The 12,343-nt window shown below is 50.3% G+C and carries 10 protein-coding genes; 8 read left to right on the top strand and 2 right to left on the bottom strand.

Translation table 11 applies throughout. The annotated features are described in order from the left end of the window. Positions 1 to 272: 272 nt before the first annotated feature. The 6 genes from JRI95_14475 to JRI95_14500 all read left to right on the top strand — a co-directional run bounded on the left by JRI95_14475 (position 273) and on the right by JRI95_14500 (position 7,098). Positions 273 to 950: a GntR family transcriptional regulator gene (locus tag JRI95_14475; protein ID MBW2062747.1), complete on the top strand. Its 678-nt coding sequence runs from the start codon at positions 273 to 275 to the stop codon at positions 948 to 950. A 267-nt stretch (positions 951 to 1,217) separates the two neighbouring features. After that, the gene (locus tag JRI95_14480) at positions 1,218 to 2,852 is read left to right on the top strand and encodes an ABC transporter substrate-binding protein (protein ID MBW2062748.1); all 1,635 of its coding nucleotides are present in this window, start codon (positions 1,218 to 1,220) and stop codon (positions 2,850 to 2,852) included. Between the two features lie 120 nt (positions 2,853 to 2,972). Then, positions 2,973 to 3,236: a hypothetical protein gene (locus JRI95_14485; GenBank protein MBW2062749.1), complete on the top strand. Its 264-nt coding sequence runs from the start codon at positions 2,973 to 2,975 to the stop codon at positions 3,234 to 3,236. A 409-nt stretch (positions 3,237 to 3,645) separates the two neighbouring features. Then, positions 3,646 to 4,338: an alpha/beta hydrolase gene (locus tag JRI95_14490; GenBank protein ID MBW2062750.1), complete on the top strand. Its 693-nt coding sequence runs from the start codon at positions 3,646 to 3,648 to the stop codon at positions 4,336 to 4,338. A gap of 223 nt (positions 4,339 to 4,561) precedes the next feature. Then, positions 4,562 to 5,785 (top strand): acyl-CoA dehydrogenase family protein, encoded by a 1,224-nt coding sequence (locus JRI95_14495; GenBank protein MBW2062751.1) that lies wholly within the window; start codon positions 4,562 to 4,564, stop codon positions 5,783 to 5,785. Between the two features lie 44 nt (positions 5,786 to 5,829). Further along, on the top strand, positions 5,830 to 7,098 hold the full coding sequence (locus tag JRI95_14500; protein ID MBW2062752.1) for an acyl-CoA/acyl-ACP dehydrogenase: 1,269 nt from the start codon (positions 5,830 to 5,832) through the stop codon (positions 7,096 to 7,098). A gap of 800 nt (positions 7,099 to 7,898) precedes the next feature. Here the strand turns inward: JRI95_14500 and nfi are convergent. Both nfi and JRI95_14510 read right to left on the bottom strand, forming a co-directional pair. Next, positions 7,899 to 8,588 (bottom strand): deoxyribonuclease V, encoded by a 690-nt coding sequence (gene nfi / locus JRI95_14505; protein MBW2062753.1) that lies wholly within the window; start codon positions 8,586 to 8,588, stop codon positions 7,899 to 7,901. Positions 8,589 to 8,650: 62 nt separating this feature from the next. Further along, the gene (locus JRI95_14510; GenBank protein MBW2062754.1) at positions 8,651 to 9,679 is read right to left on the bottom strand and encodes a zinc-dependent alcohol dehydrogenase family protein; all 1,029 of its coding nucleotides are present in this window, start codon (positions 9,677 to 9,679) and stop codon (positions 8,651 to 8,653) included. 374 nt (positions 9,680 to 10,053) lie between these two features. On the opposite strand from JRI95_14510, the gene JRI95_14515 reads away from it, so the two are divergent. Together JRI95_14515 and JRI95_14520 are read left to right on the top strand one after the other, a co-directional pair. After that, positions 10,054 to 10,992, top strand: a complete 939-nt coding sequence (locus JRI95_14515; protein ID MBW2062755.1) for a formylglycine-generating enzyme family protein — start codon at positions 10,054 to 10,056, stop codon at positions 10,990 to 10,992. A gap of 162 nt (positions 10,993 to 11,154) precedes the next feature. Then, on the top strand, positions 11,155 to 11,976 hold the full coding sequence (locus tag JRI95_14520; GenBank protein MBW2062756.1) for a hypothetical protein: 822 nt from the start codon (positions 11,155 to 11,157) through the stop codon (positions 11,974 to 11,976). The last annotated feature ends 367 nt before the right edge of the window (positions 11,977 to 12,343 follow it).

Consider the following 12,343-nt stretch of genomic DNA (forward strand, 5'->3'; position numbering starts at 1 on the left):
ATCTAAGTGTTTAATAATAAGCAAATCACCTTTATGAACGTAACTTGTTTAAATGATGCAAAAAATCTATCGACCAGATCAAATTATCATCAACTAATATGGAGAAGACCCTAATATTATAATAAATTCTATTGGATTATCATAGTCAGTAACATCTTTAATTAATTAAGAATACGTTTCACAGCCGCACGGGCCGGGGTCCGAAAATAACACTAAAAAAAGGACTTATCCCCCTGTACCGCCAATTGGAGCGCACGCTGAGAAAGCGCATTATGAGCGGGCAGCTTAAAGCTTCCGATAACTTCCCTTCAGAACGTGAGTTGAGAGAAGAATTCGGGGTCAGCACCATCACCATTCGGCAGGCTTTGAAAATACTGGAAAATGAAGGGCTGATCCGGCGCGAACAAGGCCGGGGCACCTTTATCACCGAACAAGATCACAATAAGCTTTATATCGAATGGTCCGGGTCCGTGCATGATTTCTTCAACCCGGCCGGTCAACATAAGCCGGTCATCACCTCAAAAACGATAATTCGGGCGGATTCACAAACGGCCATGGAAATGGGCCTGCAAGAAGGGGAAGAACTTTACCTGCTGGAAGGCACGCAACGTCTCTTTACAGACAAACCCCAGGGACTTTACCTGAAGGCCTATTTCCCCAAGGAGATCGGCGAAAAAATCCCTGTGGAAGAATTAAAAGGACGCCTTTTCATCACCGCGCTACAAATCTCATCGGAAGAACTGACGCAGATCATCCAGGCAATGTCCGCAACCACGGCCACCAAAAAAATTGCCGCTATTATGAAGCTTCAGGAAGGGAGCCCTATTCTAATCAATAAATTGACCTTTATAAGCAAAAAACACCATGTCGTGGGCATAGCAATCTGGCACATTCCCGGGGATATTTTTCAATTTGTGAACAAGCTGCGCTATAGAAAACCCAGGTATTGATCCTATTGAAAACAAGGTCGAACGAAGAGGGAGTCCGGAGGGCTTGAAAAAAGGAAATCGCGGCGCATGCCGCATAATCCCGGTTGAAAAACAACCGGAGGGAAACAATAAACAACGAATCAGGGTTAGCTAATCAGAAAGGAGGTGGGTTAGCCTGGCGGTTATGGTGTCTGCTTTTAATGATAATTTTTTATTATTCGGTTAACCAGGTAAGTCCTTAATGCAAGAACAAAACAATAATTATTATCGATGACGGAGGTCATTATTATGAAGGAGAAAAAACAAGGCTTAACCAGAAGGGAATTCATTGAACTTGGCGCGGCTGGCGCGGCAACCGCAGCTTTAGGTGTGCCGACCGCCTTTGCCCAAACCCCGAAACGGGGCGGGACCCTGACCTGCGGCATGGCCTGGATGATACAGACCCCTGATCCACATCGTTACACAGGCACCTGGGCTCGTCAGGCCTCGGCTCTTTGCTATGAAGGACTGACCACCCCGATCTCTATGGGCGAGCGGCTCAGGATCACCAAGGAGAAAGGGCCTGATGCTGTACCTGATGTTCTGCCCATGTTAGCTGAGAACTGGGAGATTGAAAAGGGAGGAAGCCGCTACGTCTTCCATCTCAAGAAAGGCGTTAAGTTCCACAATGGTAAAGAATTAGGCTCAGAGGACGTGAAATGGACCTGGGAGCGAATCAAGGACCCTGTGCATGTTTGCAGTGCTCGCAAGATGTTGACCGAATTTTTGAAATCTATTGACATGCCCGACAGGTACACTGTCGTGGCCAATTTGGACAGGCCATACGGCGCTTTTCTCAAAGCCAGCGCCTGGTGCTTTTCTCCCATTCTACCCAAGGATTCTATCCCCCACGGCGTGACCTGGGGTCAAACCCCGACCTTCAAACCTCCAACCGTAGCTCCTCCGGGAACCGGGCCTTTTAAACTTGTCAAGTACCAGCAAAAACTGGAAGCTGTTTTCGAGAGATTTGACGATTACTACGTTCCGGGTCTGCCTTACCTGGACAAGGTTGTCTTTAAAGTCATTCCCAAAACCACGCCTCGGACCCTGGCCTTGCGCGCCAAGAATGTGGATTACGCCTATGGTGTGGATGCCAATTGGCTGAACCAGGTTTTAGAGGGCCGAAAAATCAACGAGTTGATAACTTTAGAAAAAGAAGGAATTCAACTCTTTCCGCGTCTTGGTGATCTTACTTTTAGTATTTTTTTAAATTCTCATGAAGAAGCTGACACGCCCTTTAAGGATGAACGTGTCCGTCAGGCCCTGAGTTACTGCATTGATAAAAAACAGTTTGCCCAAGCCCTTTATGGCAATCTGGGTGTTCCCATGGGTCAGGGCTTTCATCCGGATATTTCGTCCTGGGGCTTTCGCGACATTAAGCTAAGAGAGCCGAACATCGAGAAAGCCAAGCAGCTGCTTAAAGAAGCAGGCTATCCAAACGGCCTGGATGTGGAGTTAAAGATTACGCCCATGTGGGGCCGAAACCCGATAGCGGCTCAGATCATCCAGCAGATGGCCGGACGGGCAGGCTTCCGCTTTACGATTAAATCTCTTTCTGGAGTTCAGTACTGGTCAGGAACCCGGGTATATAAGTATCATTCAAAAATTTTTCTGTTGGGCGGTGACGATCCCCAGCACTATTACAATCGTTTTCTGCATACGGATCCGGCAAAACCATGTAACGGCTATGGTTATGCCACGGGGGTCAAGGACCCGATCATGGATAAGCTTCTTGAAGCACAGGCTGGTGAAATAGACATTAAAAAAAGAAGGGCGGCATTTAAAAAAGTCGTTTTGAGATGCAATGAAAAAGCTTATCTAATTCCCTATGTGGCCGTGGAATTACTTTTTCCCACAGCAGGCCTTTCGAGAGACCTGGCTTGAGAGCTAGTTAAACCTGGTATAAAAACTAAATCACTATACCATCTCTTTAAACTGACGGCTGATAGCCTGTCCTGGTGGGTTAGTGGTTTTGGCCCTGATCCAGGTTTGTGATTCAGAGCGATGATCCCTTACAACGGCTTCAATGCTATCCATCACCAAAATGAAGAGGCAGAGGCGCTCTTTAAGAAACAGGCAGTTGAGTTTGACCCAGAGAAACGGGCTGAGATAATTAAAAAGCTCAACAAAATATTCATGGAAGAGGCCTGGTTTATCCCGACCATCCATGGTGTGGCCAATGCAGCTTTGAATATAAAAAAATGGCGTTTAGATACGACAAAGGAGCCATTGACCGCCATGCCTTTAACCTGGATATCAAAAAAATAGTAAAAACGGCCTGATGCCAGATGGTGTCAGGCCGTTTACATCTATTTTAAAAATTCAATGAATCTCCCTGTAGCAAGTTGCAGGGTATCAAAAGGGATCGGAACTATTTGATCCCCCTCACCCCAACCCTCTCCCTCAGGGAGAGGGAATTTGCGGAAACCCTGTAAACAAGCTACAGGGAATAATCAAGTTTAAAACTACAAAAACACCTTCCCTAACGCTTTCCGTCCTTGAACCACATGGGACGCGAGAACCAGAAGCCTTCGCGGCCCTTCAAGTATAGTTCCACTACGGTTTTTAGCTGAAAACGTTTTGCCTTTTTTCCCTTTATATATATTATGCAAGGAAAGGTCGGCTTGAGACACAACGCATGTAAAAGAAAAGTCCATCATAGGAGGAGGTAAAATAGATGCAGCTTATTTTCATTCATGGATCCGGAGGCTCTAAAGAATCATGGTCTTATCAGACACAGCACTTCTCCGGGGCTGAGGCCATTGATCTTCCCGGGCACCCTGTGGGCGAGCCGTGTTCAAGTATTGACGATTATGTTGACTGGCTTCAGGAATACATTCACGAGAAAGGCTTTCAAGACGTGGTCCTGGCCGGACACTCACTGGGCGGTGGAATCGCTCTGCTTTACGCGCTGAAACATCCTGAAGATTTAAAAGGGATTGTCTCAGTGGGCAGCGGCGCGCGGCTCCGCGTTCACCCCACGTACCTGGAGATGCTGGAAAAGGCAGTGGATGACCCAAGCATATTGGAAAATACTCCTGATCCGGTCTATGACCTTATTGATCCTGAACTTGTTGAGGTTCTTAAACAGCGGTCCAGGGAAAACGGCCCGGCCGTGGCCTTAAGCGACATGCGAGCCTGCGATAAATTCGATATCATGGATAAGATCAGCGCCATAAAGGCTCCCACTTTAGCCCTGTGCGGGGATCAGGATATTATGACGCCGCCCAAGTATTCCCTTTACCTGGCGGATCATATGCCAGAGGCCAGGGCGGTCATTATTCCCGGGGGAACTCATATGGTCTTTGCTGAAAAACCCGAAGAGGTGAACCAGGCCCTGGAAGAATTTCTAAAAGAAATTGAGGCATGATCAGTGCCAGATGGCAGCATATTCAAAAGAAAAAGCGGCTGGGGTCATTAGCCTGAAAGCTCTTTTTTGTTTTGAAATGAGATAGGAATATTGCATGATTAAACTTGTAGTATTAACTGATAGGGTAACATTTACAGATTTTTGGCAAAGGAGGTGGTATCGGCTTTTCAAGCTTGATTTTCGGTATAAGCAACCTGGAACCTAAATATTAGGAGGAGTAAACATGGATTTCGGATTTACTGAAGAACAGGAGCGGTTAAGAAAAAAGGTTCGCGAGTTTTTTCAAGAGGAGCTGCCTGAAGATTACGATTGGGGCGGCGGGGCCGAAACGGCTGAAGAGGGGCAGGCCTTTATGCGTGAATTGCAGAAAAAAACGGCCAAGCAAGGCTATCTCACCTCGGGCTGGCCCAAAGAATACGATGGCATGGGCCTGGGATATGTTGAACAGGGTATTGTTGATGAAGAGTTCGGCTATGCCGGTATAAGTTGGCCCTCCCAGTTAGGCCTCCATCTGGCGGCTCCGGCGGTCTTTCTCTTTGGCACTGAGGAGCAAAAAAAGAAATTTATACCTCCGCTGGCCCGGGGGGAGGCGGTATGGTTTGAGGCCTTTACCGAGCCTGAGGCCGGTTCTGACGAGGCCAATCAGCAGACACGCGCGGTGCAGGATGGGGATTACTTCATCCTCAACGGTCAAAAAACGTTTATCAGCGGTATTTACAAACCCGATTTTCTTTATACCCTGGCCAGAACCGCGGATACGGTTCCCAAGCATAGAGGGATCAGCCTTTTCCTCATCCCGGCTGATTTACCCGGCATAACCTATCGCGCCTTACCCAGCATGGGCGGCGGCACGCAGAACGATATCTTCTTTGACAACGTCAAGGTTCACAAGGAATATCTGCTCGGTGAGTTGAATCGCGGCTTTTACCATGCCATGGCTACCTTTGAGTTCGAAAGGACGGGTACCGCTTTTCCAGGGCGCGTCAAACGCGGCTTGGAGGAATTTATCCAGTTCTGCAAAGAAGAGAAACGCAATGGCAAACCGCTCATTGAAGACCCGGAGGTAAGAAAACTGCTGGCCGAAATGGCGGTCGAGGCGGAAATCTGGAAACTTATGGCCTGGAAAGCGGTCTGGTGGTTTGGCAATAGAGAAGAGCTGGGTCCCATGCCCTTTGACCTCAGCGGCATGTGCAACAAACAGCTCACAACGGCGCAGTCTGAAAAAATGTCTAAAATTTTAGGAATTTACGGGCAACTCCGGCAAGGCTCGAAATGGGCCAAGCATGAAGGCAGAGTTGAAAGAGGATGGCGCAGTACCAGGAGCCTGCATGCTGCCGGCACTCTCGAAATATACAAGTATGTCATCGCCCGCAGAGGGCTCGGCTTACCCAGGATCCCGGCCAAGTTGAATGCGGTCATCGCTCAAGCCCTTGATGAAAAAAAGTAGCGGGACACAGGTTCAATACCGCCCAAACTATAAGGAGCAAGTCAATGGATTACCTTTTAAGTGAAGAACAGGAAAAACTGAAAGAAACGGCGTGCCAGTTTCTGGAAAAGGAATGTCCCGAAACCGTTATAAGAGAAACCAGGGAAGAAGACCAAGGCTATTCTCCCCAATTGTGGAGCAAGATAGCGGATTTAAAATGGCTCGGGCTCGTCTTTCCAGAAAAATACGAGGGGACTGACAGGAGCCTTCTAGACCTGGCCGTTCTCTATGAAGAGATGGGCAGGGTTATATTCCCCAGCCCTCATCTTTCCACGGTCGTTTTGTGCGGACTGACCATACTCAGTGCGGGCAGCGAAGAGCAGAAGGCAGAGCTACTGCCTCGGATCGCAAAGGGAGACCTGATTCTGGCCCTGGCCCTGGCCGAACCTGAATCGAGCTGGGATGGCAATGCCTGGGACGCCCAAGGGATAACGGTTCAGGCGGCTGCCGATGGTGATCATTATGTCATCAATGGAACCAAGCTCTTCGTTCATGACGCCCACGTTGCCGATTACGTGCTGTGCGCGGCTCGGACCAAAGACAGCGGCCAGCCTGAGCATGGGATAACACTGTTCTTGGTGGATACCAAGAGCCCTGGGGTCGAATGCACCCTGCTCAATACGACCGCTTATGACAAACCAGGGGAAGTTGTCTTCAATCAGGTCGAGGTTCCCAAAGAAAACATAGTGGGCGAGGTCAATAAGGGCTGGGGCCCTTTGGCCAGGGTTCTGCAAATTGGAGCGGTAATGCTCTGCGCGCAGATGGTGGGGTCCAGCCAGAAGGCCCTGGAACTGGCCGTGGACCATGCCAAAACCAGGATACAGTTTGATATGCCCATAGGCATTAACCAGTATATCCAGGGTCATTGTATTGACGTGCTGTGGTATACGGAAACCTCCAGATGGCTGACCTATCAGGCGGCCTGGAAGCTGAGTGAGGAGCTCCCCTGCGATATGGAAGTAGCCATGGCCAAGGCCTGGACGAGCGAGGCTCATGAGAAGGCTTGCTGGCATGCCCATCAGGTCCTGGCTGGTGTGGGCTACACTTCTCAGAAGGGCGTCATGACGCTCTATTCCATGAAAGGCAAGACTCTTCAGCATTATCTGGGCGACACCTCTTTTCACCTGAACAAGGTGGCCCATGAGGTGGAGAAATGGACGGCTCCCGAGAAGCCAAGAGGCAAACCGCTCGGCTACTGGGACATACCGGCAGAGGAGCAAATACCCGCCTGGGAGCCCTGGCAAGAGCTTAGAAAAGGGAAAAAGACCTGGTAGGTTTAAAATTTGGCCAGGGGTCGTCCTTGCCTGCCTGGCCCGCTTCTATTTAAGCTGATCAGGAATAGCGAATAAGCGCCTGCGGAGAGCTTCTAGACGGGCGCTTTTTCTTTCTTTAAATTATGGTTCATCTCGGATTTCATTGATTAAAGACTTGGCTATAAAAATCCCCCTCAATCCCCCTTTAGAAAAGGGGGACTTTTTTTGTCTTCCTTTTTTTCTATTTCTCTAAAAGGAAAGCTCCTTTCTATTTCCCCCTTTTTTAAAGGGTGTATAGATCGGGGACATAGGTAACACTTTTTAGTAACATAGTGGGGCAGGCTTTCTAGCCTGCCTTTTCCAGCCTCTTCCCACCCAAGGCAGGCTAGAAAGCCTGCCCTACAGGCATAAATGGACTTTCCGTTATTTTCGAAACGACTCGTCATTGCGAGCCTTCGGCCCTTCGGCAGGAGCCGAAGTGTTATTTGGCAAAGAAACTGTTTTCAAATTCTGGACGAGGGCGGGGATAAACCCCGCCCCTACAATACCGATTTAGAGTACGGGCGGGGTTTATCCCCGCCCGTATATTTCTGGTCTTTCATGTGTCAATAAAGGCCAAGACGACTATGAACGCGCTTATAAACAACGGGTCATATTAATTTAAAAAAACGTGCAAATTCAATGTGTTTCATACTATTAAATCCTGAAAGTGGCAAAAGAGCTTTTAAAGAAATTAGTAGAGCCTGTTAAGAGCGAAAGCATAAGGGCTATAAATAAAAAGCGAGGAGATATTTTTATCATCTACTCTTGGGACATAACAACTAGCTTATCGAATGAATAGAAGGCGTCTCGCCGCCAGCCACGCGGTGCGCCCAGCGCGTTGTCTCAGGCAGGCGGTAGCCGCGGCAGCAGGCCAGGACGTATTCAATGCTGGTGGGCAGATCAACACGGTGGCCCGGGGAGACATAAACCGGCTTGACCCTGGTGCGAGTCCGCACCACGGCGCCGATGACCTCGTCTTGGTCAACAAGCAGCGCATGGCTGCCTCGCTTAAGGCCCGGTTCGTCATGCCGACCGCACAGCCGGGATTTGGCGCAGCCAATAGTGGGCAGGTCGGTCAGGAGCCCGATGTGGCTGGCGATACCCAGGCGGCGCGGGTGAGCCTGTCCCTGCCCGTCAAAGATCAGTAATTCCGGTCTTGCAGCCAGCTTGCTAAGGGCGTCGAGAATGACCGGCCCTTCGCGAAAGCTGAGCAGGCCCGGGATATAGGGAAAGGCGACCGGGCGAACGGCCGTGGTATAATCTGCCGGTTCAAGCTCAGGGTAGTTCAGCACCACCACCGCGGCGCGGGCCTTGCCGCTGCGGAGAGAGACGTCCACCCCGGCCACAGAAGCCACAGGGCCCAGCTGCTTTTCAAAAATAACCTGAGCTGCCAGTTCCTTTTGCAGCGCCACCGCCTCCCTGGGCGAGAGGTCCCAGGGGTGTGCGCATTTTGAGATGACCTTCTTTATTTCCCTGCTCCTTTATCTCCTACATTTTTCTAGCCGGATCAGAAAGAAGCCACACTGCCTTTTCATTTAATCTTCAAGACCTTGGCGCCTCGAATCTTTCTCTCCTTGAGTTCGACCAAGGCCTGATTCGCCTCTTTAAGCGGAAATTCCTCAATTTCAGGCTTGATGCGAAGCTCAGCCGCCAGCTCCAGGAACTCGCTGACGTCCCTCCGGGCCACGTTGGCGACGCTCTTTATTTCCTTTTCCATCCAGAGATGGGCGGGGTACTGGAGCTTTAACAGATAATCCTTGTTTCTTTCTTCTTTCCGGATAGCATTAATAACCAGCCTGCCGCCAGGGGCCAGATTCTTAAGGGCTTCCACCACCGGCTTCCAGGCCGGTGTGGTGTCAATGATGCAGTCCAGTTTTTGCGGGGATTCATCTTCTGTGTCGCCAGCCCAGACCGCGCCCAGTTCTCTGGCAAAGGCCCTTTCCCTCTCGCTGCGGGCAAAAACGAAAACCTCAGAACCTGGATACCGGTGCCGCGCCATCATCAGAACCAGGTGCGCCGAAGCCCCAAAGCCGGTAAGCCCCAGGCTGCGACCGTCTTTGATGCCGGTCAGCCTCAAGGAGCGAAAGCCGATGGCCCCGGCGCACATCAGGGGAGCCGCTTCTGAATCGGAAAAAAAATCAGGGATGCGGTAGGCAAAATCTTCTGAAACGACCATGTACCGGGCATACCCGCCATTGGCGTCCCGGCCCGTGGCCCTGAATTCTTGACACAAATTCTCATTCCCCTGAAGGCAAAACCTGCACCGCCCGCAGGCAGAGTAAATCCAGCCGACGCCAACCCGGTCTCCCGTCTCGAACCCGGCTGCCCGGCTGCCTTTTTCAACGACCCGGCCTACGACTTCGTGTCCCAAGACGATCGGAAACTCTGGCGGCGGCGTTCTGCCTTCGATCTCATCCAGCTCGGTGTGACAGACGCCGCAGGCTGATATTTCTATTAAGACATCCTTGTCTTTAGGCACAGGGTCTGGCAAATCCGTAAACTCCAGCGGGTTCTTATTCTCCTCCAGGTTGCAAATCTCATTCAAAACCATGGCTTCCATCGTCTGACCTCCTTATTCAAAGCAGGCTCAAGCCGCCGGTCTGTACCCCGGTATTTAATTCTATATGGCCTGCTGGCCATCGAGTGGTGATCATGAAAGATTGACAGCGCCGGTTTTTTGGCCTCATTAACTTAACCCAGAAGCGCGCCTGATGCAAGGGCACGCCTGCTTGGTTTTATATTGTGAGGGCGCCTGGCTCTCTGACACAAAGCATGGTAAAAATTGTCAGGGAGTCCTGCTTTACGGGCCGACCTGGCCGGTTGCAATCTTAAGAAAAAAAAATGATAATGGAGAAAAGGCAGGCCGCAAGGCCAGGGCCTTTCTCAGGTAAAGCCTGTCCATGAAGGCTCTATCATCAAACCAGGACCATGACTGTGAATACTATCGAGGCGCATGAAAAAAGAAGCGTGCTTAAAAGCGGGCGGATGAGCCTGGTTCTGGTGCTGAGTCTTTTTTTGATCCAGGCCTGTCTGGGGCCGATGCCCGTGAGAAAGGCTGAAATAAAGCCCGGTGAAATCTGGGTCGAACCCGATACCGGCCTGGAGTTCGTCTGGGTGCCTGGGGGATGTTACATGATGGGCGGTCGTTTTCAAAGCGGAGAGCTGCAAAACCCGGATGAAATACCAGTCCACGAGGTCTGCCTCGACGGCTTCTGGCTGGGACGATTCGAAGTCACGAACGCTCAGTACCGCCGCTTCAGGCCGCGGCACAACAGCGGGTCAAGTAACGGCCATGCACTCAACGGCGACAGTCAACCCGTGGTCTCTGTGAGCTGGGAAGAAGCCAAGGCTTATGCCAGGTGGCTCAGTCACCGGAATGGCGGGCGGTATGGATTTCGTCTGCCGACAGAAGCAGAGTGGGAGTATGCTTGCCGGGCCGGGACCATGACGCGGTATTACTGGGGGGACGAGATTGATCCTCGCTATGTGAATTTTTCGGATAAGCATGATCCAAGCGGCCCCTCTCGAGAGGACATTGATGATGGATTTGCCTTTACCGCGGCGGTGGGCAGTTTTTTTCCCAACGCCTTTGGCCTGTATGATATGCTGGGCAATATCTGGGAGTGGTGCGAGGATGTTTACAGCAAGGATGCTTATAAAAAACACAAGCATTACAACCCGGTAAATAAAACCTCTGATGACTTCTGGCAGGGGGACATTCGGGTGTGCCGCGGCGGAGGCTGGCGCGCTCTCCCGGGGCTGGTGCGATGCGCCGGTCGAGGCGGCGCCGCCCCTGGCAGCCGAAGTCCGAGCCTGGGGTTCCGCCTTCTGAGAACCGAGGCCGGTTTTATGTCAGAGAGCTTCGCACCCTGACCTATGGCTGTGTCAGGTTATAAATTGCCCTTTGAGGAGAGCTTTGGTATCATAAGTGGCAATATCACGGTTTTACTTAAGCGGCTATCAGCTCAAACACCAAGAATTAGAACATAACGGCCCCGGCCGCATGAATCAGCCTCTAAAAGAAAAGGAGAAGTTGTGATCTGGATAACGGTCGCCACGGTGATTTTATGCTTTGTGTTAGCAGTGATTATTGCGCGCCTGACAGTCAGAAAGGTCCTGGAAAGGCAGGGTCTCTTTGCCATTATTGTACTGCTGTGTTTTTTCCTGATGATTACCCTGTCCAATCAGTATCTTTTGCCTGAAATCAACATCTGGAGAGAGCAAAGGGATATAGAGCAATCCTTGAAGGAAATTGCCGCCTACGAGCAGATCGCCAGATCCGAGCCTGAGACTTACGCACGCATGAAGGCTGAAATAAAAAAGTCTTTGCGAAGCGGAGAGAGCAAAGCTCACACCAGCGCCCGAATCCGCCGCATCGTAAACGAATTGGTGGGTAAGTATCTCCCCCGCGCTTCTGACGACGCCATCTATGGTTACGTCAGCGTTATGGTCCGGGAACTGGAGGAATTGACCAGGATAAATCCTGAACTCTCTTACCAGTTTTTATTCCCGCAGAAAGGCGGCGCCATTAGCCACGCCTTTCATCTCAGTCCAGAAATGAAGAAAGCGGACCTGGATGCACTGGCTGAAGTGATAAGAACAGGCTCAACCAGCCCGGTTGTCATGCAGGATTTCAGCGAGGCCAGGGCCTTGCTGGAAAAGGCATTCGCCAATCTCTACAAGGTCTATGGAAAGGATATATTGCTGCTTAGGAATCCTTTGGCCCCGGGGATTTACAAAGATAAGTATTGCAATATCACCATCGCCCTGTTTCATGAAATATTTAAACTGCCCAAACAGCAAAGTTGTCTGGTGTTGCGCTACATGTTCTCGAACATACATGAAGGGGCGCAGTAAGGTTATTTCGATTTGTCGTGTTTTCAAACACAGGCTCACTAGGTGTCCTGAAGTAACTGTCTGCCTGAAAATGGACGCTTTTATTAATTGACATTCGTCTCTGCCTTCCCGCTGAACAATTTCACCAATTTAATGACATTTCATCAAATCCTGGCAAGGATTTTAATCCAAATTACACCCTTTAACCTTGTTACTGTATGCGAAGACGATTTTCGGCCACCAGCGCCAGACATCTTCATAGTTGTCGTACAAAACCTTTTCGAGTTCAAAATAGTAAAATAAATATAGGCAAAAGCTCCGCCTAGTCATCTGATTTCAAGACCGCGCCCTGGTGAGCCGAGGTGACGTTTTTAGAATACCAGGAAAG

It is taken from the genome of Deltaproteobacteria bacterium (assembly GCA_019308995.1).
Taxonomy (GTDB): Bacteria; Desulfobacterota; Desulfarculia; order Adiutricales; family JAFDHD01; genus JAFDHD01.

What these genes read in the sequence shown, in the direction of transcription:
- JRI95_14475 (MBW2062747.1), top strand. Translation starts at nt 273, where the DNA reads ATGAGCGGGCAGCTTAAAGCTTCCGATAACTTCCCTTCAGAACGTGAG.
- JRI95_14480 (MBW2062748.1), top strand. Translation starts at nt 1,218, where the DNA reads ATGAAGGAGAAAAAACAAGGCTTAACCAGAAGGGAATTCATTGAACTT.
- JRI95_14485 (MBW2062749.1), top strand. Translation starts at nt 2,973, where the DNA reads ATGATCCCTTACAACGGCTTCAATGCTATCCATCACCAAAATGAAGAG.
- JRI95_14490 (MBW2062750.1), top strand. Translation starts at nt 3,646, where the DNA reads ATGCAGCTTATTTTCATTCATGGATCCGGAGGCTCTAAAGAATCATGG.
- JRI95_14495 (MBW2062751.1), top strand. Translation starts at nt 4,562, where the DNA reads ATGGATTTCGGATTTACTGAAGAACAGGAGCGGTTAAGAAAAAAGGTT.
- JRI95_14500 (MBW2062752.1), top strand. Translation starts at nt 5,830, where the DNA reads ATGGATTACCTTTTAAGTGAAGAACAGGAAAAACTGAAAGAAACGGCG.
- JRI95_14510 (MBW2062754.1), bottom strand. Translation starts at nt 9,679, where the DNA reads ATGGAAGCCATGGTTTTGAATGAGATTTGCAACCTGGAGGAGAATAAG.